This window comes from Actinosynnema sp. NPDC023794 (assembly GCF_040639675.1).
Lineage (GTDB): Bacteria > Actinomycetota > Actinomycetes > Mycobacteriales > Pseudonocardiaceae > Actinosynnema > Actinosynnema luteola.
On the sequence record NZ_JBFAFR010000001.1, the window covers coordinates 101,801 to 124,134 of the forward strand.

At 73.4% G+C, this 22,334-nt stretch carries 20 protein-coding genes; 9 read left to right on the forward strand and 11 right to left on the reverse strand.

All coding sequences use genetic code 11. The features are described from left to right. The 4 genes from AB0H12_RS00500 to AB0H12_RS00515 form a co-directional block, all read right to left on the reverse strand. Nucleotides 1–1,275: a glycosyltransferase 87 family protein gene (locus AB0H12_RS00500; protein ID WP_499619716.1), complete on the reverse strand. Its 1,275-nt coding sequence runs from the start codon at nucleotides 1,273–1,275 to the stop codon at nucleotides 1–3. Then, complete coding sequence (locus AB0H12_RS00505) at nucleotides 1,265–2,506, reverse strand: glycosyltransferase 87 family protein (protein ID WP_499619718.1); 1,242 nt, start codon at nucleotides 2,504–2,506, stop codon at nucleotides 1,265–1,267. Before AB0H12_RS00505 ends, AB0H12_RS00500 begins: the two co-directional genes overlap by 11 nt. Next, nucleotides 2,499–4,109, reverse strand: coding sequence for a polyprenol phosphomannose-dependent alpha 1,6 mannosyltransferase MptB (mptB, locus tag AB0H12_RS00510; protein ID WP_499619720.1), 1,611 nt, complete (start codon nucleotides 4,107–4,109; stop codon nucleotides 2,499–2,501). The genes AB0H12_RS00505 and mptB overlap by 8 nt, the downstream gene beginning before the upstream one ends. 379 nt (nucleotides 4,110–4,488) lie before the next feature. Next, nucleotides 4,489–4,758, reverse strand: a complete 270-nt coding sequence (locus tag AB0H12_RS00515) for a GNAT family N-acetyltransferase (RefSeq protein ID WP_499619722.1) — start codon at nucleotides 4,756–4,758, stop codon at nucleotides 4,489–4,491. A gap of 63 nt (nucleotides 4,759–4,821) precedes the next feature. Between AB0H12_RS00515 and AB0H12_RS00520 the strand changes: the two genes are divergently transcribed. Beyond that, nucleotides 4,822–5,838: an LLM class flavin-dependent oxidoreductase gene (locus AB0H12_RS00520; RefSeq protein ID WP_499619724.1), complete on the forward strand. Its 1,017-nt coding sequence runs from the start codon at nucleotides 4,822–4,824 to the stop codon at nucleotides 5,836–5,838. A 136-nt stretch (nucleotides 5,839–5,974) separates the two neighbouring features. Further along, nucleotides 5,975–6,139 (forward strand): hypothetical protein, encoded by a 165-nt coding sequence (locus AB0H12_RS00525; protein ID WP_499619726.1) that lies wholly within the window; start codon nucleotides 5,975–5,977, stop codon nucleotides 6,137–6,139. Between the two features lie 4 nt (nucleotides 6,140–6,143). On the opposite strand, the gene AB0H12_RS00530 is transcribed toward AB0H12_RS00525, so the two are convergent. Continuing rightward, on the reverse strand, nucleotides 6,144–9,248 hold the full coding sequence (locus tag AB0H12_RS00530) for an AfsR/SARP family transcriptional regulator (protein ID WP_499619727.1): 3,105 nt from the start codon (nucleotides 9,246–9,248) through the stop codon (nucleotides 6,144–6,146). Nucleotides 9,249–9,374: 126 nt separating this feature from the next. On the opposite strand from AB0H12_RS00530, the gene AB0H12_RS00535 reads away from it, so the two are divergent. Beyond that, nucleotides 9,375–10,925 carry an MFS transporter gene (locus AB0H12_RS00535; RefSeq protein ID WP_499619729.1) on the forward strand — a complete coding sequence of 517 codons (1,551 nt, stop codon included), beginning with the start codon at nucleotides 9,375–9,377 and terminating at the stop codon, nucleotides 10,923–10,925. A gap of 581 nt (nucleotides 10,926–11,506) precedes the next feature. On the opposite strand, the gene AB0H12_RS00540 is transcribed toward AB0H12_RS00535, so the two are convergent. Continuing rightward, complete coding sequence (locus AB0H12_RS00540; RefSeq protein ID WP_499619730.1) at nucleotides 11,507–13,501, reverse strand: UvrD-helicase domain-containing protein; 1,995 nt, start codon at nucleotides 13,499–13,501, stop codon at nucleotides 11,507–11,509. A gap of 149 nt (nucleotides 13,502–13,650) precedes the next feature. Here AB0H12_RS00540 and AB0H12_RS00545 point away from each other — a divergent pair, with 149 nt between their 5' ends. Beyond that, nucleotides 13,651–14,421 carry a carbon-nitrogen hydrolase family protein gene (locus AB0H12_RS00545; RefSeq protein WP_499619732.1) on the forward strand — a complete coding sequence of 257 codons (771 nt, stop codon included), beginning with the start codon at nucleotides 13,651–13,653 and terminating at the stop codon, nucleotides 14,419–14,421. A 2-nt stretch (nucleotides 14,422–14,423) separates the two neighbouring features. Further along, nucleotides 14,424–15,251: an SDR family NAD(P)-dependent oxidoreductase gene (locus AB0H12_RS00550; RefSeq protein WP_499619733.1), complete on the forward strand. Its 828-nt coding sequence runs from the start codon at nucleotides 14,424–14,426 to the stop codon at nucleotides 15,249–15,251. Nucleotides 15,252–15,263: 12 nt separating this feature from the next. Here the strand turns inward: AB0H12_RS00550 and AB0H12_RS00555 are convergent, their stop codons facing one another. From AB0H12_RS00555 to AB0H12_RS00565, 3 genes are read right to left on the reverse strand one after another with little or no spacing between them, the layout of a single operon-like run. Further along, nucleotides 15,264–16,100 carry an ABC transporter ATP-binding protein gene (locus AB0H12_RS00555; protein WP_499619735.1) on the reverse strand — a complete coding sequence of 279 codons (837 nt, stop codon included), beginning with the start codon at nucleotides 16,098–16,100 and terminating at the stop codon, nucleotides 15,264–15,266. Continuing rightward, nucleotides 16,097–17,125 (reverse strand): FecCD family ABC transporter permease, encoded by a 1,029-nt coding sequence (locus tag AB0H12_RS00560; protein ID WP_499619737.1) that lies wholly within the window; start codon nucleotides 17,123–17,125, stop codon nucleotides 16,097–16,099. The genes AB0H12_RS00555 and AB0H12_RS00560 overlap by 4 nt, the downstream gene beginning before the upstream one ends. Beyond that, the gene (locus tag AB0H12_RS00565) at nucleotides 17,122–18,123 is read right to left on the reverse strand and encodes a FecCD family ABC transporter permease (RefSeq protein WP_230570940.1); all 1,002 of its coding nucleotides are present in this window, start codon (nucleotides 18,121–18,123) and stop codon (nucleotides 17,122–17,124) included. Before AB0H12_RS00565 ends, AB0H12_RS00560 begins: the two co-directional genes overlap by 4 nt. 74 nt (nucleotides 18,124–18,197) lie before the next feature. Here AB0H12_RS00565 and AB0H12_RS00570 point away from each other — a divergent pair, with 74 nt between their 5' ends. Beyond that, nucleotides 18,198–18,680 carry a hypothetical protein gene (locus AB0H12_RS00570; protein ID WP_499619739.1) on the forward strand — a complete coding sequence of 161 codons (483 nt, stop codon included), beginning with the start codon at nucleotides 18,198–18,200 and terminating at the stop codon, nucleotides 18,678–18,680. 3 nt (nucleotides 18,681–18,683) lie between these two features. Here AB0H12_RS00570 and AB0H12_RS00575 read toward each other — a convergent pair whose 3' ends face one another. Next, nucleotides 18,684–19,088, reverse strand: coding sequence for a DUF1304 domain-containing protein (locus AB0H12_RS00575; protein ID WP_499619740.1), 405 nt, complete (start codon nucleotides 19,086–19,088; stop codon nucleotides 18,684–18,686). A 110-nt stretch (nucleotides 19,089–19,198) separates the two neighbouring features. Between AB0H12_RS00575 and AB0H12_RS00580 the strand changes: the two genes are divergently transcribed. Beyond that, nucleotides 19,199–20,239: a helix-turn-helix transcriptional regulator gene (locus AB0H12_RS00580; RefSeq protein ID WP_499619742.1), complete on the forward strand. Its 1,041-nt coding sequence runs from the start codon at nucleotides 19,199–19,201 to the stop codon at nucleotides 20,237–20,239. On the opposite strand, the gene AB0H12_RS00585 is transcribed toward AB0H12_RS00580, so the two are convergent. Further along, nucleotides 20,234–20,956 (reverse strand): hypothetical protein, encoded by a 723-nt coding sequence (locus tag AB0H12_RS00585; protein WP_499619743.1) that lies wholly within the window; start codon nucleotides 20,954–20,956, stop codon nucleotides 20,234–20,236. The genes AB0H12_RS00580 and AB0H12_RS00585 overlap by 6 nt on opposite strands. 101 nt (nucleotides 20,957–21,057) lie before the next feature. Here AB0H12_RS00585 and AB0H12_RS00590 point away from each other — a divergent pair, with 101 nt between their 5' ends. After that, a complete protein-coding gene (locus AB0H12_RS00590) occupies nucleotides 21,058–21,372 on the forward strand; it encodes an ArsR/SmtB family transcription factor (RefSeq protein ID WP_499619745.1) in 315 nt (104 codons plus the stop codon). A 52-nt stretch (nucleotides 21,373–21,424) separates the two neighbouring features. After that, the gene (locus tag AB0H12_RS00595; RefSeq protein WP_499619747.1) at nucleotides 21,425–22,333 is read left to right on the forward strand and encodes an NADP-dependent oxidoreductase; all 909 of its coding nucleotides are present in this window, start codon (nucleotides 21,425–21,427) and stop codon (nucleotides 22,331–22,333) included. Nucleotide 22,334 lies beyond the last annotated feature (1 nt).

Genomic DNA, 22,334 nt, shown 5'->3' on the forward strand with positions numbered 1-22,334 from the left:
CTACTTGCCGGTAACCTCGATTCGGCCGGCCAGTGGCGCGTCCGCCGGTTCGCGCCGCGCCACCGCCTTCACCACGAACGGGATCACGGCCAGCGTGAGCAGCGCCAACGCCGGGTAGGCCCAGCCGATCGCGGACAGGTAGCCGGGCCTCGGGATGGTCCAGATCGTGGGCTGCCGGTCGAGCTGGAACGCGATCACGTCCCAGAACATGATCGGGCACCACAGGACCAGCAGCACGCCACGCGCCCACGGCGCGATCCTGGTGTGCACCAGCCAGATCAGCAGCGGCGCGATCCACACCCAGTGGTGGTCCCACGAGATCGGCGAGAGCAACAGGCCGAGGACCTGCACGACCAGCACGCCGATCAGCACGTCGCCCGCCCGCACCGCGGCGCGCAGCGCGAACCCGGCGAGCACGGCCGACACCACCACCGCGAGCACCCACGGCCACGTCATCTCGACGTCGTAGCCGAGCGTCCGCGACAACGCGCCGCGCAACGACTGGTTGTGCGCGGTGGCGATCGGGCCGACCCGGTCCGCGGCGCCGAGCAGCTCGAACCAGTAGTGCTTGGCCTGCGCCGGGTCGACCAGGAAGCCGAGGCCGACGCTCACCGCGAACGCGACGATCGACCACACCGCCGCCGCGAACCTGCGCGTGACCAGGTAGTACAGCCCTGAGATGGCGGGCACGAGCTTCACGCCCGCCGCCAAACCGATCCCGGCGCCCGCGAGCCGCGAGTCCCTGGCCGTCATCGCGCCCAGCACCACCGCCGCCAGCAGCAGGTTGACCTGCCCGAAGTCGAACGTGTGCACCACGGGCTGCATCCACAGCAGCACGGCGGTCCACAGCAGCGCCCGACGCCGCCACAACGCGGCGTCCGCCGTCCAGCCGTCGCCTGCCACGAAGCGCAGGGCGACGCGCACCATCCAGTACAGGCACAGCCCGGACAGCAGCCGCAGCGCCCACTGCGCGGCGACCCACGGCAGCCACGTCATCGGCAGGAACACCAGCGCGCCGAACGGCGGGTAGGTGAACGGCAGCGGGAAGTCGGGCGGCGAGTTCGGCGACGTGACGTCGTAGAGGTCGCCGGAGAGCACGTGCGGCGCCAGCGCCCAGTACACGTACAGGTCGATCGTCTCGTTGCCGAACCCGGTGACGATCGTCCAGCCGCGGCCCAGGGCGGACACCACCAGCAGCAGCGGCGCGGCGACCAGCAGCCACCGCTCCGCGTTCACGAGCACGCGCACCGCGGGCGAGGTCGGTTCAGGTGACACTGGGCTCGACCTTCGACGTCGTGGTGATCGGCGTGCCGACCGGTTCGCGGCGCTCGGCGCGCAGCGCCGTCGGCATCACCGCGAGGGTGATCAGCCCGAGCAGCGGGTAGCACCAGCCGAGCGCGGCCAGCGGCCACGGGCGGGGGATCTCCCAGATGGTCGGCTGCTGGTCGATCAGGAACGTGATCAGGTCCGCGCCGGTCACCACGACCCACGCCGCGGCGACCGCCAGCACGGGCCACGTGCGGCGCGCGCCGTAGACGGCCCACAGCACCAGCGGGATCACCCACACCCAGTGGTGGCTCCACGAGATCGGCGAGAGCAGCAGCCCGAACAGCTGCACGGCGACGACGGTGGCCAACGTGTCCCCGGCCTTCACCGCGGCGCGCAGCGCGAACCCGGCGAGCACGGCCGACACCACCACCGCGAGCACCCACGGCCACGTCATCTCGACGTCGTAGCCGAGCGTCCGCGACAACGCGCCGCGCAACGACTGGTTGATCGCGGACCCGACCGGGCCGACCCGGTCCGCCGCGCCGAGCAGCTCGAACCAGTAGCGCCACGAGTCGGCGGCCGAGGCGGCGAAGCCGACGGCCACGGTGAACGCGAAGCCGACCGCCGTCCACACCGCGGCCTTGAACCGGCGCGTCACCAGGAAGTAGAGCACCGAGATCGCCGGGGTGAGCTTCAGCCCCGCCGCGACGCCGACGCCGACGCCCGCCACCAGGTGCCGGGTGGCGACCATCGCGGCGAAGGTGCCGGCGATCAGCACCAGGTTGATCTGCCCGAAGTCGAGCGTCTTGCGCACCGGCTCGCACCACAGCGCCAGCGCGGTCCACAGCAGCGCCCGGCGCGACCAGGTGGCGTCGAACCGCTGCCCCGACCTGGCGGCGACCAGCGCCAGCGCCGTGCGGACCAGCCACCAGAGGCAGACCAGGGACAGCACCTGCCACGCGATCCGCGCGGCCACCCAGGGCAGCCAGGACAGCGGGAGGAACAGCACGGCCGCGAACGGCGGGTAGGTGAACGGCAGCGGGAAGTCCGCCGTGAACGGCATGTCGATCGTGTAGAGCTGATCGGTGAGCAGGTTCGGCGCCAGGCTCCAGTAGACCTTGAGGTCGATCATCCCCCAGCCGCTCGGCACGCCCAAGCGCCAGAAGTACCAGCCCAGCGACAAGCACAACACCAGCGGCGCGAACCTCAGCACCCGCTGCTCGACCCGTTCAACCACCCGTGCTCCCACACTGCTTCCCGGCCCCGTCGGGCTCGCCCGCCACGTCGTCCTCGACGGCGGGCGGCGCCTGCTCGACGACGGGCGGCGGCGCCTGCTCGACGACCCGCGCCGGCGGGTCCACGAGCCGCGTCGGCTCCGCCTCGCTCGACCGGGCCCGCAGCTCGCTCACCAGCGACCACACGGGCCGGCGTTCCAGGAGCGACCGGCCGACCCACACGCCGATCAGGACGGTGACGGCCAGGTAGGACCACCACACGACGGGGTTCGCCGAACCATAGTGCCAGCGCGCGACGATCGTGCCGTCGGGGAGCGTGATGAGGACCATCCAGACCGAGAAGCCCGCGGCGAACGCGAGCCACCGGTCCTTCCAGGCGAACGCGGCGGCGAGCGCCAAGGCCCAGGTGAAGTACCACGGGAGCACGGACGGCGCGAGCACGGAAGCGGCGAGCAGGGCGATCGCGGCACGCCGCACGGCGTCCACACCGCCCGCCCGGGCGAGCCACCACTGGCGGACCAGCACGGCGGCGAGGACGTACACGCCCACCGACCGGAAGAAGCCGAGGAAGCCCTCGTAGGTCGCACCCGGGATGTGCCTGCCGACCGAGTAGTAGAGCAGCTCCGCGACGGCGCAGGGCAGCGACATCCACGTCAGCAGCGGCGTCTGGCTCTGGAGCACGTTGACCCAGCCGAGGTCGACCCCGGCGATGATCGTGGACAGCGCGAAGACGCCCGCGAACGTGATGCCGCCCACCGCGCACGCCTGGAAGAACCGCTGGCGGGCCGGGCCGGACATCCGCGCCACCCAGACCCAGATGAGGAACGGGATCACCAGCACCGCCGTGGCCTTGACCGCGGTCGCCAGGGCGATCACCGCGATGCCGCGCACGTGCTTGCCGTCCAGCACCATCAGCACGCCGACCGCCATCAGGCCGACCATCAGGATGTCGTTGTGCGCGCCGCCGATGCCGACCGCGATCACGAACGGGTTCGCGGCGGTCAGCCACAGCGCCACCGACGTGCGCCCGCCGAGGTGCCGGACCAGTCCGGGCATCGCCCAGGCGAGCATCGCCAGCCCGCTGAGCACGGCGAGCCGCATGAGGACCGCGCCGATGATGACGTTGTCGCCCGTGACCGCGACCACGGCCTTGGCCACCAGGAGGAACAGCGGCCCGTACGGCGACGGCGTGTTCTGCCACAGCGACGCCACGTTGCCGCCCAGCGACAAGGGCAGCACGGACGCGCCGTTGGTGTAGGGGTCGAACCCGTGCAGCGCCACCGCGCCCTGGGCGAGGTAGCTGTAGACGTCCCGGCTGTACAGCGACGGGCCGATGAGCAGGGGAGCGGTCCAGACGGCGGCGGCCAGCACCACGCCGCGCCCGTCGACCTGGCCGGCGCGCACCATCCGACCGAGCCGGACCCACGAGTAGACCAGCAGCGCCACGCCGACGAACACCACGGCGGTGGCGAGGTCGCGGCCGTGGCCGTACCGCACCGCGTTGAGGATGGTGCCGGTCAGCAGCGGGTCCCGGCGGAGCACCGCGCCCGCGCCGACGCCGCCGAGCGCGATCAGCAGCCCGCCGAGCGCGCCGAGCCTCAGCACCCGGGGTGGAACCTGCCGGAGCACTACCGACCACGTGCCCGTCCGGCGGGTCGGGCCGTCCGTCCGTGCGCCACTTCCGCTCACCTCAGCGGTCACAGCCAGGCCCACCTCATCGGTCTCGTGATCGGTCCTCGTCCCCGTCGACCGCATCTGCTGTCGACGACATCACCATCATGGCGGGGATCAAAGACGAGTGAGGCCACGATCAGCAATGTTGACACGATCAGCTAGCACTGTTGACCAAAAGCCGCCTACTTAGCCGTGTTGTTACCCCCATTTGTGATGCTTCACACGAAGAAGCAACCCTGACGGGGTATGCGCTGGTGAGCCGGTTCGACTAGCGTTCGCGCGCGGCGTGCCGGCCCGGATCGGGAAAGCGTCACCCGGTCCGCAGTTCCGGGTGCTTCTCCAGGTAGCCGCGCACGAACGAGCATTCGGCCACGACGGTCAGGCCCTTGGCGCGCACGTCCTCGAGCGCCTGCCGGACGAGCTTGCCGCCCAGGCCCTTGCCCTCGACGGCGACCTCCGTGTGGGTGAACGTGACGACGCCGTCCGCCGAGGTGTACTCGGCGAAACCGCCGAACTCGCCGTCCAGGCGGACCTCGTAGCGGGACTGCTCGGGGTTGTCGGACACGGACACAGCGGTCACGGGTGCTCCTCCTGGCTGCGGCTCGGTGGGTGCCACCGTAGTCGCAGCGGGCAAGATTGTCGGATGGACGTGTACCTGCTGATCCTGGGCGATCACCTGCCCAACCCGTACACCGGTCGGGCCGTGACCGAGTGCGAACGGCTGGGGGCGATGGTCGAGCAGGCCGTCGTGGCGGAGGAGGCCGGCTTCACCGGGGTGGCGATCGGCGAGCACCACTTCACCCGGTACATCGTGTCGGCGCCGGAGCTGCTGCTGGCCACGATCGCCGACCGCACGTCGACGTTGCGGCTGTCCACCGGGGTGACGCTGCTGGCGCACCACGACCCGGTGCGGGTGGCGGAGAACGTGGCCACGCTGGACGTGCTGTCGGGGGGTCGGGCGGAGCTGATCGTGGCGCGGGGTGTGTCGCAGCGCACGGACGTGGCGTTCGGGGTGCAGGACGACCTGCGGGCGCGGTTCGACGAGAACCTGCGGCTGATGCTGCGGCTGCTGGAGGAGAAGCACGTCACGTGGGAGGGCAAGTACCGCAGTCCGCTGGTGGACGTCACGACGACGCCGCGGCCGGTGCAGCAGCCCCGGCCGCTGGTGTGGATCGGCAGCGGTTCGGCGGTGTCGGCGGACCTGGCGGTGGAGCTGGAGCTGCCGTTGATGCTGCCGAGCACGTTGCGCGACCCGAGCACGCACCGGCCGGTGGTGGAGCGCTACCGGGCGTCGATGGGCGGTGGTGGGCGGGTGGCGTTGCCGAGCCACGTGTTCGTCGCGCCGACGGCGGCTGAGGCGCGGACGACGTGGCGGCCCCACCTCGCGGCGTACGCGGAGTTCGCCGACCCGTGGCGCGGTGACGGCGAGGCCGACGTCGACGTGCTGATGGACGGTGCGGCGGTGTGCGGCGATCCGGCGGAGGTGACCGAACGGCTGAACCGGCTGACCGAGCTGCTCGGCCTGGACGCGCAGCTGGTGATGGTCGACATCGGCGGTCTCCCGCACCAGGCCGTGCTCGACACGATCCGCCTGTTCGGCCGGGAGGTCCTGCCGAACCTGAAGCCGGCGGCGGCACGAGCCGCGGACCGCGCGTCCTGAGCGTTGAACTCAGGTGCTCTGAACGTAGGACACGCGCGTTCTGAACGTAGGACTCTCGCGTCTTGAACGTAGGACTCTCGCGTTCTGGATGTAGGACACGCGTGGAGTGGGTAGTCCGGGTGGGAAGGAGGTTGCCATGGTCCAGCCACAACCGCCCCCGCAGCGACCCGTGCCCGTGCCGCCCCCGGTGCCGCAGCCGCCCCGGGAGCCGTCACCCGGCACCGAGCCGCCGATCCCGCCCACCCCGGAGCCGCCACCGCCCAACAAGCCGGCGCCGAACGAGACTCCGCCCACCGGGTGACGGGCTAGGGGACCAGGAGGTCCGGCTCCGCGCCCTGGGCTCGACCTTGGGCGAAAGCTGTGGTGAAAGCGTCGTCACCCAGGGCTGAGCGGGTGGTGGCGGTGATCCGGGAGACGTCGCCGCGTTCGCCCTGCGGGAGTGGGGCGCCCGCTCGCTCCCGCAGGGTGGCGGCGGCACCCAGCAGGTGGGCCGCCCGGTCGTGGACGCCTGCCAGGGCTTCCGCGCCGGCCAGGCCTTCCAGCGCCAGGGCCACGGCCCGCGGGTCGGCTGCCTTGCGCGCCGCGGCCAAGCCCTCCAGGTGCAGGGCGCGGGCGGTGTCGGCGTCGCCCCGCTGTTCGGCGATGAAGCCCAGTTCGGCGAGGATGAGGGCGACCGCCATGTCCGACTCCAGCCACCGGTCGTGGGCCAGCCACTTGCGCAGCAGCTCCTCCGCCTCGTCGAACCGGCCCTGGCGGCGCGCGCCGAGCGCCAGGCCGAGTTCGGCGAACTCCTCGCCGATCGTGTAGCCCTGCGCCACGGCCTGCGCACGGGCGCATTCGTGCAGCTCATCGGCCTGTTCGTGGTCACCGGTCAGCAACGCGATCCGGCCGAGCGCGGACAGCTTGTCCGCCACGTCGGTGCTCAGGCCCAGCTCCTCGGCGATCCGCAGACCCTCGCGGTGCACCTCGGCGGCGCGGCCGTAGTCGCCGACGACCTCCGCGTGCGCGCCGAGCCCGAACGTCGCGTGCAGCCGGCCCCACCGGTCGCCCACCTCGGTGAACAGCTCCATGCTGCGCTCGCCGTGCCGCGCCAACGCGTCCAGGTCGCTGCGCGCCAACGCGTACCGCGCGAGCGTGCCGAGCGCGGCGGCCGTGCCCCACCGGTCGTCCTGGGCGCGGAACACCTCCAGCGCCGCGCCGACCAGGTCCTCGCCGACGCCCAGCTCGCCGATGCCCAGGCCGACGAACCCGAGGAACCACTCGGCGCGGGCACGTCGTGCCGCGGAGTCCCGATCGGCGGGACGGGTGGCCCGCGGCGGCACGAGTCCCGACGCCACGCCCATGAGCAGGCTGAACGCGGTGTGCCACGCCCGGACCGTGCCGGCCACGTCCTCCGGGCCGCCGCCGGCAAGCGCCGCCGTCAACGACCGACGGCCCTCGCCGAGCCTGCCGCGCAGCACCCAGTACCAGGCCAGCGAGTCGACCAGCGGCAACGCCTCGCCGTCGCGGGCCGCGTGGTCGATCGCCGCACGCAGGTCGGCCGCCTCGGCGTCGAGCAGGCGCAGCCACCGCTGCTGCTCCGGGCCGCGCAGGTGCGGGTCGGCGGTCGCGGCCAGTCGCGCGTAGTGGTCGCGGTGCCGTCGCTCGACCAGCGCGACCTCCCCCGCCTCGCGCAGCCTGGCCGACGAGTACTCGGCGACGGACTCCAGCAGCCGGTAGCGCGGCGGGTCGTCGCCGAGGGTGGCGGTGACCAGCGACCGGTCCACGAGGCGCGCCAGCAGGTCGGGCACGTCGAGGTCGTCGTCACCGGACACGGCCTCCGCCGCGCTCAACGTCCAGCCGTCCACGTGCACGGACAGCCGGCGCAGCACGGTCCGCTCGGCCTCGGTCAGCAGCTCCCAGCTCCAGTCGAGCACCGCCCGCAGGGTGCGCTGCCGGGCGGGCGCGCCGCTGTGCCCGGCGGTCAGCACGCGGAACCGGTCGTCCAGTCGCGCCAGCACCTCGTGCACGCCCCACGCGCGCACCCTGGTGGCGGCGAGTTCCAGGGCCAGCGGGATGCCGTCCAGCCGGCGGCAGATCGCCGCGACGGCGTCGGCGTTGTCGGGGTCGAGGGCGAAGCCCGGCACGCCCGCCGCGGCACGGGCCACGAACAGCTCGACGGCGCTGGGCTCGGCCAGCGTCGGCACGTGCCACAGCAGCTCACCGCCCACGCCGAGCGGACGTTGGCTGGTGGCCAGCACCCGCAGGCCCGGCGCGGCGCGCAGCAGCCCGGCGGCCAGCTCCGCCACGGCCGGCGCGACGTGCTCGCAGTTGTCGAGCAGGAGCAGCATCCGCTTGGCGCGCACCGCCTCGGCCAGCTTGCCCGCCAGGTCGGTCACCACGCAGTCGCGGATGCCCACGCTCGTCGCGACCAGGGCCGCCACCTCGTCCGGCGGCGCGCCCGCGGGCAGGGCTGCCAGCTCGACCAGCCACGTCCCGTCCGGGTACCCGACCACCAGGTCGCGTGCCACGGCCAGCGCCAGCCGCGTCTTGCCCACGCCGCCGGGGCCGGTGAGCGTGACGAGCCGGTCGGCCGCGAGCAGCGACCGCACCTCGCCGACGTCGGCGTCCCGGCCGACCAGGTCGCCGAGCGGGTGCGGCAGGTTCGTCGGCGGCTCCGCCGTGCCGCCCAGCGAGGGGTCCTGCTCCAGGATCGCCCGGTGCAGCGCGGCCAGCTTCGGCCCGGGTTCGACGCCGAGTTCCGCGATCAGCCTGGTCCGCAGGTCGCGGTAGCCCGCCAACGCCTCGCTCTGCCGTCCGGCCTGGTAGAGGGCGCGCAGGTGGGCGGCGCGGAGGCGTTCGCGCAATGGGTGCCTGGCCACCAGGTCGCCGAGCTCGTCGGCCAGCCCGCCCGGCTCGCCGAACTCCAACCGGGCCTCGGCGCGCTGCTCCCACGCGGTGAGCCGCAACTCCTCCAGCCGGGAGGTGACCTCGCGCGCGAAGTCCTCGTCGGCGAAGTCGGCCAGCACCGGTCCGCGCCACAGCGCCAGGGCGTCGTCCAGCAGGGCGACCCGGGCGCGCGGGTCGCCGGTGGCCTCGGCGAGGAGCGCTCCGAACCGGCCCGCGTCCACCGCGTCGGGGGTGACGTCGAGCAGGTAGCCGGGCGGGCGTGAGACGACCAGCCGTCGGGCGCCGGGTTCGGCCTCGTCCAGCGCGGCGCGGAGCTGGGACACCCTGGTCTGCAGCGCGCCGGCGGGGTTCGCGGGCAGCCGGTCGCCCCACAGGCGGTCGATCAGCCGGTCGGCGGGCACCACGCGGCCCGCGTCGATCACCAGCTGGGCCAGCAGCGCCCGGACCTTCAGCTCGGGAACGCGGACGGGACGGGCGTCCGACGTCCACGCCGCGAGCGGGCCCAGCACCCCGAAACGCACGGTCAGACCGTACCTGAAGGCGTCCCGAAGTCGATCTGGACGGTTCCTGGAGCCGCGCCGGCCACCGTGGGTTCCAGACGGGCGGGACCACCGCCCGAGCGGTTCGAGCAAAGGGAAAGAAACACCATGTCTGTCGATGTCGGTGACCGGGCCGGGACCAGGGAATGGCTCGGACTCGCCGTGCTGCTGCTGCCGACCGCGCTGCTGTTCCTGGCCATGACCGTGCTGTTCCTGGCCACCCCGCACATCGCCGCCGACCTGCGGCCGACCAGCGACCAGCTGCTGTGGGTCAACGACGTGTACGGGTTCGTGATGGCCGGGCTCCTGGTGGCGATGGGCACCGTCGGCGACCGGATCGGCCGGCGGCGGGTGCTGGTGTTCGGCGCGGTGACGTTCGGGTTGGCGTCCGTCGGCGCCGCCCTCGCGCCGAACGTCGAGCTGCTGATCGCCGCGCGCGCCGTGATGGGCATCGGCGCGGCGGCCGTGATGCCGTCCACGTTGTCGCTGGTCAGCACCATGTTCCGGGATGCGCGGCAGCGGGCGACGGCGATCGGGCTGTGGGCCGCGTCGGTGTCGGTGGGCGTCGCGGTCGGGCCGCTGGTCGGCGGGCTGCTGCTGGAGTCGTTCTGGTGGGGCGCGGCGCTGCTGATCGGCGTGCCGGTGATGGCGCTGGTGGTGGTCGTGGCGCCGCTGTCGGTGCCGGAGTACCGGGCGCCCGGGGCTGGGCTGCCGGACGTGCCGAGCGTGCTGCTGTCGATGGCGTCGTTGCTGCCGTTCGTCTACGGGATCAAGGACTTCTCCAAGTCCGGGCTGACGGTGACCTCGGTGGTGACGGTGGTCGTCGGTGTCGCGTTCGGGGTGCTGTTCGCGCGCAGGCAGCTCCGGCTGGACAGCCCGCTGCTGGACGTGCGGCTGTTCGCGAACCGGACGTTCAGCGGCGCGTTGGGCGTGTTCCTGCTGTCGGCGATCGCGCTCGGCGGCATCTACCTGCTGTTCACGCAGTACCTGCAACTGGTGGCCGGGCTGTCGCCGTTGGCCGCGGGGCTGTGGATCCTGCCCGCCGCGCTGGCGCTGGTGGCCGTGTCGACGTTGTCCCCGATCATCGCGCGGCGGGTGCGGCCGGCGTACGTGGTGGCGGGCGGCGCGGTGTTCTCGGTGGCCGGCTACGTGGTGCTGACCCAGGTGGGGAGCGTCGGCGGGCTGCCGCTGCTGATCACCGGGTTCTACCTGCTCTACCCCGGCATCGCGCCGACGATGGCGCTGACGACCACGCTGGTGATCACGGCCGCGCCGCCGGAGAAGGCGGGCGCCGCGTCGGCGGTCAACAGCACGGCGAGCGACCTCGGCGTGTCGCTCGGGATCGCGTTGATGGGCAGCATCGGCACGGCGGTCTACCACGCCACGATGCCGTCCGACGTGCCCGCCGAGGCCGCGGACTCGTTGCCCGGCGCGCTGTCCGCCGCGGCCGGCCTGTCGGCGGACGCGGCGCGGGCGTTGGTGGAACCGGCGAGGGTGGCGTTCACCAGCGGGCTGAACGTGGCCGCGGTGGTGGCGGCGGTCCTGGTCGCGGGCGCTGCCCTGCTCGCGGTGACCGTGCTGCGGAACGTGCCCGCGACCGCCGCGCCGGCGGAGGAGAAGGCGCCGGCCGAGCGGGAGGGCACGGCAGCGGCCTTCTGAACCCTCGCGCAGCGAGGGCGCGGGCCCCTTTCCGCAACGCCGCGGGGAGGGGCCCGCACCCGTGTTCGTCGCACGCGCCGATCCGGTACCACGACGCCGAACCGGCCCTGTTGTGCATGATACCGTTGCGCCCCAACGTTCTCGCTTGATCAAGCGATGCCGACCGAATGCCCGTTCGAATATCACCTGGCCATGGACACGTCGCCCGCGCTGCCCACCGAGCACGGCCTCTTCGCCGCCGTCGCCTCGGTCGAGCCGTCGATGCGGGCGTTGCACCGGCCCAGCGATCGGCCCAGCCGCCCTCCGAGACCGGGAACACCCGCGCATCAGCGTCACCCCCGACTTCCGGACCCCGCGGCGCGGCGCCGGACACGCGATGCTCCAGGCCGCCACCACCCCGACGCGGCACGAGCACGACGGACCGCCCGTGACGCCACGGTCATCCCGGTCCTGCCGGACACCGACTCCGACGTGCTCGACCTCGGACGGACACGGCGTTCACCCCACCCCGCCACCTCGACCCCGCCCGACTCCCCCACCAGAACCCGCTCCGCCGACCACCCACCGCCATCGCGGCCTGATCACGTGGTGTGCACGACGACCAAGCGTTGGGTGGCGCGGGTCAGGGCGACGTACCGCTCGGCCGGCGTCATGCGGTCCGGGTCGACCACCACGACGGTGTCGAACTCCAGGCCCTTGGCCGCACGCGGCGTGAGCGGGCCGGCCGGGGTGATCACGGCGAACGTGCCGGTAGGCGGGCGGAACGACTCCGGGTCGGCGCCGGTGACTTCGAGGGGTGGTTCGCCGTGCCGCACGGACCTCGGCGGGGCGGCGGCGGGGTCCACTTCGGCCAGCGCGCCGGCGGCGTAGGCCATGATCTCGGCGGGCGTGCGGTAGTTGACCGTGAGCCGGCGGTACTGCCAGCGGTCCCGGGCGAGTGGGTCGAGCACCGTCCGCCAGTCGCGGGCGCCCGCTTCGGACTGGCGTTGGGCCAGGTCGCCGACGATGGTCATGGACCGGTTCGGCCCGCGCCTGGCCAGCAGCCGCCAGTCCATCTCGGACAGTTCCTGCGCCTCGTCGACCACGATGTGGCCGTAGGTCCACTCGCGGTCGACGGCGGCGCGTTCGGCCAGGACGCGGTGGTCGACGGCGGTGTGGCGGTCGGCCAGCCACTCGGCGTCGACCAGGTCGACGGCCCGCAGTTCGTCCTCGTGCATGGCCTGGTCGGTGTCGATGACGTGCAGCACGCCCTGCGCGTACTCGACGGCACGCCGGCGCTCCTGCGCCGCGCGTCGTTCGGCCCGGCCGTCGGAGCCGAGCAGTTCGGCGGCTTCGTCCAGCAGCGGCACGTCGGAGACCGTCCACGCGTGCGGGTCGTCGCGGTGCAGCTCGGGGTGGCCGAGGGCGGAGCAGCGGCCCGCGTAGAGGTCGGCGAGGAGTTGCCGCGGGGTGAGGACCGGCCACAGCGCGGTGACGGCCCGCCGCACGTCGGGGTGGCCTGCGAGTTCGCGGCGCACGTCGTCCGCGAGTTCCGGCCAGTCCTCGCCGATGAGGTCGAGCGCCGGCGCGACCAGCGCGTCCACCAGGGCTCGGTGGAACACGGGCTGGGCCTCGTTGTGCTTGAGCCCGGCGGCGCGCGCGCGTTCCCTGGCTCGGGCGGCGATCTCGGCGGTGAGCGGGACCGTGACGTCCTCCAGTTCGACCGGGATGGGCTCGACGGGCACCTCCTGCCGGTCGGCGATGGCTTCCACGAGCAGGTCGACGGCCGCGAGGCCGCCCTTGAGGGCTTGGAGCTCCGGGGCGTCCTCGCGTTCGGTCCGGACGCCGGGGAACAGCTCGCCCGGCGTGGCGAACACGACGTCGGTCTCGCCGAGGGACGGCAGCACTTCGCCGATGTACCGCAGGAAGCCCGGGTTCGGGCCGACCACCAGCACGCCGTGGCGGGAGAGCCTGTCGCGTTGCGTGTAGAGCAGGTAGGCCACGCGGTGCAGCGCCACCGCCGTCTTGCCCGTGCCCGGGCCGCCCTCGATCACCAGCACGCCCCGGTGCGGGAGGCGGATCACCTCGTCCTGCTCGGCCTGGATGGTCGCCACGATGTCGCGCATGGCGCCGGAGCGGGGGGCGTTCAACGCGTCGAGCAGCGCTTTCGAGCTGAGCTGGAGCTCGTCGTCGTAGAAGCTCTCCAGGCGCCTGCCCTTGGTGCGGAAATGACGGCGCAGCGTCACTCCTCCCGGGTTCGCCGCGGTCGCGGTGTAGAACGGGCGGGCCGCCGGCGCCCGCCAGTCGGTCAGCAACGGCTCGTAGTCGCGCTCGGTGTCGAACAAGCCGATCCGGCCGACGTAGACGCGGTCCTCGGTGGTGTCGATGCGGCCGAAGCACAGGTTCTCATCCGCCACGTTCAGGCGGCTGACCTGCTCGGACAGCGTCCGGACGGCCACTTCGCGCTGCCAGCGCTGCTCGTCGCCGTCCTTGAGCGCGGCGTCCAGCTCCGCCCGCGCGGCGGCCCGTGCCAGCTCCAGCCGGTCGTGCAGGAAGGCGATCCGCTGTTGTTCGGCGGACAATTCCCCGGTGGTCACGCTTGCCCCCTGTGATATACTCGGGTTGTCTCCATTCCGCCATTTCCGGCGAAGTCAACCTTTATGTTTACCACGTTTACGTGAGCGTTTCGCGACACCTCCTCCGCGACCCTGCCCGCGTCGCCCGATCGCGTGAAATGATCGATGCTGTGGAATCCGACGAGTTGGTGGTCGCCGTCGCGCAGCACGCGCCCGTGCCCGGTGACGTCGCGGAGAACGCGCGCCGTGCGGCCGTCACGGTCGCCGACGCGGAGGGCGCGGGTCTGGTGCTGTTCCCGCTGCTCTCGTTGACCGGCTACGACCTGGACCGGCTCGCCGATCCGGCGTGCTGGGTGACGGCCGACGACCCGAGGCTGGACGTGGTCCGCGAGGCGAGCCGGGCGCACGGGGTGACGGCGGTGGTCGGCGCGGCGTGGCTCGGGCCGGACGGTCGCCGGTTGCTGGCGTCGGTGGCACTGGCCCCGGACGGCTCGGTCGAGGTGATCGGCAAGCAGTACCCGAGCCGGGCCGAGCGGGAGCTGTTCGAGCCGGGTGAGCCCGCGCCGCCGCTGGACGTCCGCGGTTGGCGGGTCGCGCTCGCGGTCTGCTACGACGCGGCGGCTCCCGAGCACGCGCTGGAAGTCGCGCGGCGGGGCGCGGACGTCTACGCCGTGTCCGCGCTGTACACCGAGGGCCAGGAACGGCGGCTCGAGGTGCACCCCGCCGCCCGCGCGATGGACCACCGGATGTACGCGCTGGTCGCGAACCTGGCGGGCGCGGGGCCGGGTTGGCGCTCGTGCGGCGGCAGCGGGGTGTGGCACCCGGACGGGCGGCGGGTGGTCGCGGCGGGCGCGGGCCCGCAGGTCGTGACCGCGCGGTTGGACCGCGTCGAACTCGACCGGTTGCGCGTGGACGACTCGAAGGCCGGTTATCGGGGGTAGGCATGGGGATCCTGGACGGCAAGGCCGTGATCGTGACCGGCGCCGGTCGCGGGCTGGGTGAGGCGTACGCGCGGCACGCGGCGGCGGCGGGCGCGCGGGTCGTGGTGAACGACGTCGAGGGCGCCCCGTCGGTCGCCTCCTCGATCGTCGACGCGGGCGGCGAGGCCGTGGCGCACACCGGGTCGGTGACCGATCCCGCGGTCGCGGCGGCACTCGTGGAGCTGTGCGCGTCGTCGTTCGAGCGGGTCGACGGGCTGGTGAACAACGCGGGCGTCACGCACTTCGCCGAGCCGTGGGAGGACGAGCCGGACGTGCTGCGCTCGGTGATCGAGGTGAACGTGCTCGGCACGATGTACTGCGGCACGGCGGCGGCGAAGGTGATGCGCGGCGGCTCGATCGTGAACGTCGTGTCGGGCGCGATGCTGGGCCGTGCCGGCGCCGCGGCCTACTCGGCGTCGAAGGGCGCGGTGGCGTCGTTGACCCTGTCGTGGGCCGGTTCGCTGGCCGCGCGGGACGTCCGCGTCAACGCCATCGCTCCGCTCGCGTGGACCCCGATGATGGACCTCGATCCGCGAGCCGACCAGATCAGCTCACGGGACCAGACACCGGCCAAGATGGCGCCCCTGGTGACGTACCTGCTCAGCGACCTGGCCCGCGGCGTGACCAGCCAGCTGATCCGCTTCCTGCCGGACAAGCTGCACGTGATCTCGCAGCACGCCGTGAAGCAGCCCGTGCTGACCCGCGACTCGTGGGACGTCGACGCCATCGCCGCCGCCTTCGAGTCCGACCTGACCCCCGAACCCCCGGGCCGCGCGAGGTGGCGGGTCTGAGCCGGGGGCTCGCTAGGCGTTGGACGGTTGGGGGACGCGCTGCCGCCGCAACGGCACGATCAGGGGCGTGTCGGTCTCCGGGTCGGCGATCACCCGGCACGGCAGGCCGAACACGTCCTCCACCAGCTCGGCGGTCACGATGTCGGCCGGCTTGCCCTGCGCCACCACGCCGACACCGGGCTTCATCGCGATCAGGTGGGTGGCGTAGCGGCACGCCTGGTTCAGGTCGTGCAGCACGGCGACGAGCGTGTGGTTGCCGTCCTCGTGCAGGTCGGCGCACAGGTCGAGCACCTCGACCTGGTGCGCGATGTCGAGGAACGTCGTCGGCTCGTCCAGCAGCAGGATCGACGTCTGCTGCGCCAGCACCATGGCCAACCACACGCGTTGCCGCTGCCCGCCCGACAGCTCGTCCACCAGGCGGTCGGCCAGGTCGTGCACGCCGGTCATCCGCATCGCGCCGGCGGTGACCTCCTCGTCCTCGACGGACCACTGCCGCAGCAGCCGCTGGTGCGGGTACCGGCCCCGGGCCACGAGTTCCCCGACGGTGATGCCGCCGGGCGCGATGGAGGTCTGCGGCAGCAGGCCCAGCCGGCGGGCGACCTCCTTGGAGCGGTACGCCGAGATCGCCTCGCCGTCGAGGTACACGGCGCCGGCGCGTGGTTTGAGCATCCGGGCCAACGCCTTGAGCAGGGTGGACTTGCCACAGGCGTTGGGGCCGACGATGACGGTGAACGAGCCGTCCGGGATCTCGACGTCCAGCCCGGACACGACGACGCGCTCGTCGTAGGACAGCGTCAGGTCCGCACCACGCAGTCGTCCGGTGGTCGGCTCCGCCTCGGGCACCGTCACGTCGTGCTCCCCTTCCGCCACTCGTGGGCCAGCAGCCACACCAGGTAGAGCCCGCCGATCGCGCCGGTGGCGATGCCGACCGGCAGCTGGGTCGTCGGGAACAGCCGTTGCACCGCGAAGTCGCTGACGACCAGCAGCAGACCCCCGGTGAGCGCCGAGGCGGCCAGACCGGGCCCGGACGCGCCGGTGAGCCGTCGGGCGACCTGCGGGGCGGCCAGGGCCACGAAGCTGATCGGCCCGGCGGCGGCCGTGGCGACGGCGGCCAGGCCGACGCTCACCGCGAGCAGCGCCAAGCGGGTCCGCTCGGCGTTCACCCCGAGCCCGGTCGCGGCGTTGTCGCCCATCTCCAGCAACGCCAACCGCCTGCCGAGCGCCAGCGCGCACGGCAGCAGCACGGCCAGCACCGCGGCGACCACCTGGGCCTGGTCCCAGCCCCGGTTGTTCAGGCCGCCGACCAGCCACGCCTGCGCGGCCAGCGCGCTCTCCAGGGTGGCCCGGGTGAGCAGGTAGGAGTTGGCCGCGAGCAGCATCGCGCTCACGCCGATGCCGATGAGCACCAGCCGGAACCCCTGCACGCCCTGCTTGAGCGCCAGCAGGTAGACGGCGGTGGACGTGAGCAGGCCCGCGACGGTCGCGCCGAGCGCGGTGGCCGCCATGCTGCCCTGCGCCAGCACGAGGACCGCGATCGCGCCGGTGGCCGCGCCCTGGGTGAAGCCGATGATGTCGGGGCTGGCCAGCGGGTTGCGGGACAGGCTCTGCAGGATCGCGCCGCTGAGCGCGAGCGCCGCGCCGACCAGCAGGCCGGTGATCAGGCGTGGCAGGCGCAGCGTGAAGACGACGAAGTCGGCGTAGCCGTCGCCCTGCCCGACGAAGGTGGCCAGCACCTCGCCGACGGTGAGCGGGAAGTCGCCGGTGACCACGGTGGCCACGGCGGCGACCGCGGTCAGCACGGCGATGGCCGCGCTGACGAGCAGGGCGCGTTCGCTGATCCGCAGCGAGACGGCGGGGGTGCGGATGGTCCTCACAGCGTGGCCAACTTCCGACGCCGGCACAGCGCGATGAACACGGGCGCGCCGATGAACGCGGTGATGATGCCGACCTCCATCTCCTGCGGCGCGATGACGACGCGGCCGACGATGTCCGAGCCGAGCAGCAGGATCGGCGAGAGCACCGCCGAGTACGCCAGCACCCAGCGCTGGTCGCTGCCACCGATCATGCGGGCCACGTGAGGCACGGTCAGGCCGACGAACGCGATCGGCCCGGCGGCGGCGGTCGCGGCGCCCGCCATGAGCGTGACGGCGAGGACGCCGAACGCGCGCGTGCGGTTGACGTTCGCGCCGAGCGCCTTGCCGGTGTGGTCGCCGAGCGCCAGCACGTTGAGGTTCCTGGCGAGCAGGAACGCGATCAGGATGCCGGGCAGCACGAACGGCGAGACCTGGCCGATGAGCTCGAAGTCGCGGCCGGCGAGCGAGCCGACGTTCCAGAACCGGAACGAGTCGAACGTGTGCGTGAACAGCAGCAGGATCGCCGAGACGTAGGCGTAGAGCACGGCCGTCAGCGCGGCGCCGCTGAGCACCAGCCGGTCGGGGGTGGCCGCGCCTCGGCCCGCCGCGCCGAGGACGTAGACGACGGTCGCCGTGCCGGCCGCGCCGAGCAGCGCGAACCACACGTACCCGGTGGGGCTGGTGATGCCGAAGAACGCGATGGCGGACACGATCGCCGCCGCCGCGCCCATGTTCACGCCGAGCAGGCCGGGGTCGGCCAGCGGGTTGCGGGTCAACGCCTGCATCACCGCTCCGGACAGGCCGAGCGCGGCGCCGACCAGCAGGCCGAGCACGGCCCGGGGCACGCGGACGTCGCGCACGATGGCCGCGTCGCCGGTGCCGTCGTCGGCGAGGAGCAGGGCGAAGGTGTCGGCGAACGGGATGCTCTTGGTGCCGATCCACAGGCTGAGCAGCACGATCAGGCCCAGCACGCCGATCGACACCAGCAGGCCGACCCCTCGCACCGCGTCGCGCGACACCCGCACCTCCCCGAAGTTTAGGCAAGGCTAACCGACACATCGGGTGAGTCGATCGTCCGGTTAGCCTCGGCGACGTGGACGAGGACGAGGCAGCCGCGTGGCGCGGGCTGGCGGCGCTGCTGCCGCCCGCCCTGGCGAGGGACGTGCTCGAGTGCCGGGACGTCGGCGAGCAGGAGGCCGGGATCGACCTGCTCGTCACCGGGCTGGTCGACGGCGACGTGGCGATCAGCGGGGACGAGCGGGCGGGCATCGCGGTCATCGCCGAGGTCTGGGGCGTGCGGGAGTCGCTCGAACCGACCCTCCGCCGCTGCCGGTCACGCGACGGCGGCCGGGTCCGGGTGGTCGAGGGCGAGCCGGTCGAGGCGGAGGAAGGGCTCGTCGTGGTCCCGTGGCTGGCGTGCGCCGGGTGCGACCGGGTCCTCGGCCGCGTGCACCGGCGTGAGCCGTGGGACGACCTGTCCTACGAGGCCGTGCGCTACGAGCTGCCGCCGCGGCTCTTCGGGCCCGAGGAGGCTTGGGCGGCGTTCACCGCGCTGACGTCCTGCGCCCACCGGTGATCCTCACGCGAGGGCGAGCGCGACGACCGCGACGAGCGCCGGGGTGATCTGCGCGATCGCGCCGACGACGCCGGCGCCCTTGGGGCGGCTCATCGCGAGCCGGTCCGACACGCCGAGGCCGATGCCGGCCAGGACCATGAACCCGCACGTGTAGAACACGAGCGCGCGGCCGACTGCTTCGTCGCCCGTGTTCAGCGCGATCAGGCCGATGACCGTCCCGGCGCCGAGGAACAGGTTGTACAGGCCGACGTTGAACGACCACAACCGGACCGGTTCGACGTCCTCGGCGGGCACCTTGAACACGCCCCAGTGGACGCCGGGCCGCCGGAACAGCAGCGTCTCCCACACGAACACCAGCACGTGGATCCCCGCCGCCACCCCGGCGGCGACCTGGGCGACGGCGTTCACGACGACCACTCCCCTGCCTTCATGGCCCGACGGTAGGAGCGGTCCGCGACCGCCCGCCATCCCGGGAATGTGGGATGGCAGCGCCGCCGTGACCGGCGCATACTCCGGGCATGTGGGAAGGCCGGGCAGTCGGCGCGCGACGCGAGATCGCCGCGCTGGCCGCGGCCGGCCTCGGGGTCGTCGAGCTGCACCGGGCGGCGATCGACGTGGTCGAGCGGGTCGTGCCGACCGACCTGACCTGCTGGGCGTCGCTCGACCCGGACACCGCCGTGATCAGCACGATGACCGGCGGCCCGAACCCGATCCCCGCCGAGTACGAGCCGCTGCTGGCGGCCTTCGAGTACGGCGGCGGCGAGCCGCACACGTTCGCCGAGCTGGCCCGCCGACCGGAGCCGGTGGCGCGGCTGTCGGACGTGCCGCGCCGCGAGGTGGCCCGCAGCGGCAGGCTCAACGAGGTGTGGCGACCGCTCGGCCTCGGTCACGAGCTGCGCGCGGTGTTCCGGGTGGCCGGCACGTGCTGGGGCGCGGCGGGCATGGTGCGGCGTGGCGAGTTCACCGACCGGGAGGTCGGGTTCGTCGCCTCCGTCGCGCCCGCGCTGGCCGCCGCGACGAGGGTCGCGGCGCGGTCCGGCGCCCACCGGGCCGGTGGCGAGCCCGCGATCGTGGTGGTCGGCCCGGACGGCGAGCCGCGTGCGGCCACGGCCGCCGCCCGGACCTGGCGGGAGGAGCTGGACGCGATCGCGCCCGGCCGGTTCGCGCTGATGCTGCGCGCCGTGGTGACCGGCGCGCGGGCCGCGCCGTCCGGCACGTTCCGGGCACGCGTGCGCGACGCGTCCGGCGGTTGGGTCCTGTTGCAGGCCAGCCGGTTGATCGCGGAGGACGACCGCGAGACGGTGGTGACCGTCGAACGGGCGTCCGGCGGCGAGCTGCTGGGCCTGCTCCTGGCCGCCTACGGCCTCACCGCCCGGGAACGCGAGGTGTGCCACGAGGTCATCGCGGGACGGTCCACTTCGGACATAGCGGCCCGGCTCGCCATCTCCGCGCACACCGTGCAGGACCACCTCAAGTCGGTGTTCGGCAAGGTCGACGTGCGCAGCCGCGGTGAGCTGGTCGCCAAGCTCCGACCCGAGGAGCACGCGGCCCCGTCATGACCCGCGGGTCGTGCGCCCCTCGGTGAGCGTGACCTGACCGGTGACGTAGTGGCTGTACACGCCGAAGTCCATCGGCGCGCCCACCGGCGTGTCCGCCTCGGCGAAGCTGCGCCCGGCGTGCCGCCCGCCGAACGTCACCGAGAACGCCTTGGTGACCGCACGGTCCTGCGGCGGCACCGCGCTCGGCGGGATGTGCTCGTCCGAGCCCAACGTGTACCGGTCGCGGTACGGGCGCGAGACGCGCTCGAACGTGTTGTCCAGGATCGTGCCGCTCGCGGGGATCGTGATGAGCACACCCCGACCGCCGTTCGCGAACCTCGTGTTGAACACGGCGACCTCGGCCGATCCGGTCGGGTGGAACTCGGCCGTGCCGCCGCCGACGCGCGAGCCGGGCGGGCACCCGCCGACGCCGTCCCGCTCGATGGTGGCGCGGTCGCAGGTGGGGAACGCGGTGGTGTTGAAGCGGACCGAGTCGTCGAAGAGGAAGACGAACCGGCGCGGCGCGGCCGGCTTCTCCCCCGACTCGGTCCAGCGGCGGGTGTCGAAGGTCAGCAGCACGCCCTTGCCGCCGTCCGTGGTGACGTCGACCGCGCCGGCCTCGACGTTGACCGGGCCGGGCACGTCCGGCTCGTGGTGCAGCCGCTGCCCGGCGGGCGCCGGGTCCGCGACCGGACAGGCGAGCGTGGCGATCAGCGCGGTGCTCAGGACGAAGCCCATGGGCGCCTCCCCGGGTGGCATCTATTCGATGCCTCTCCAAGAGACCATCCCGGAGGTAGTCTTTTCGTGAAGTGTCGAAGAGAGCTGAGAGGACCGCCGGGATGGGGTTGGGCCGCTGGGTGCCGCTGAGCCACCCGGACATCGACGACGTGCGGCTCGACGACGTGCTCAAGGCGCTGGCCGACCCGCACCGACGGGCCATCGTGCGACTGCTGATCGCCGAGGGCGACCGCCCGTGCGGCACGTTCGGCCTGCCGGTCGCCGCCTCCACGCTCAGCCACCACTTCCGAGCGCTGAGGCAGGCCGGGATCATCCGGCAGTGGGACGAGGGGCGGCAGCGGATGAACACGCTGCGCCTGCAGGAGCTGGACACCCGGTTCCCCGGCCTGGTGACCAAGGTGCTGGCGGCCGGCTGAGCGTGGTGACGTACGGTCGAGCGCTCGACCGCGCGTCCACAGAGGAGACACCGTGAAAGCCGTGGTGCTGCACCGCTTCGGCGGGCCCGAGACCCTGCGCCTGGACGAGGTCGAACGGCCCGAGCCCGGCCCCGGGCAGGTGCGCCTTCGGGTGCGGGCGGTCGGGGTGAACCCGTACGACGCGAAGATCCGTTCAGGCGCCATGGAAGCCGTCTTCAGCACACCGCTGCCCACGATCCTCGGCCTCGAAGTCGCGGGCGTGGTCGACGCGGTCGGCTCGGACGTCACCGCCTGGTCGGTCGGTGACGAGGTGCTCGGCTGGTCCGACACCGGCGCGTACGCCGAGCACGCGTTGGCCACCACGGTCGCGCGCAAGCCCGAAGGGCTGTCGTGGGAGCACGCCGTGACGCTGCCCGTGGCCCTGGAGACCACCGACCGCGTGTTCGGCCTGCTCGGCGTCAAGTCCGGCGAGACGCTGCTGGTGCACGGCGCGGCGGGCGGTGTGGGCACGGTGGCCGTGCAACTGGGCGTGCTGGCGGGGCTGCGGGTCGTCGGCACCGCCGGTCCGGCCAACCAGGAGCACGTCGCCGCGCTCGGCGCCACGCCGACGACGTACGGCGAGGGCTTGGTGGAGCGGGTGCGCGCGGTGGCGCCCGAGGGCGTGGACGCGGTGTTCGACGTGGCGGGCAAGGGCGCGCTGCCCGCCTCGATCGACCTGCGCGGCGGCACGGACCGCATCGTCACCATCGCCGACGGGCCGGCCGCCGCCGAGCTGGGCGTGGTGTTCACCCACGGCCCGCAGCGGCGGTCCGCCGAACGCCTGGCCGAAGTGGCCGCTCTCGCCGCGAGGGGCGAGCTCGTCACCACCGTCGGCCGCGTGTTCCCGCTGGCCGACGCCGCCGAGGCGCACCGGGCCGCCGCCGAGGGCCACGGGCGGGGGAAGCTCGTGCTGACCGCGTGAG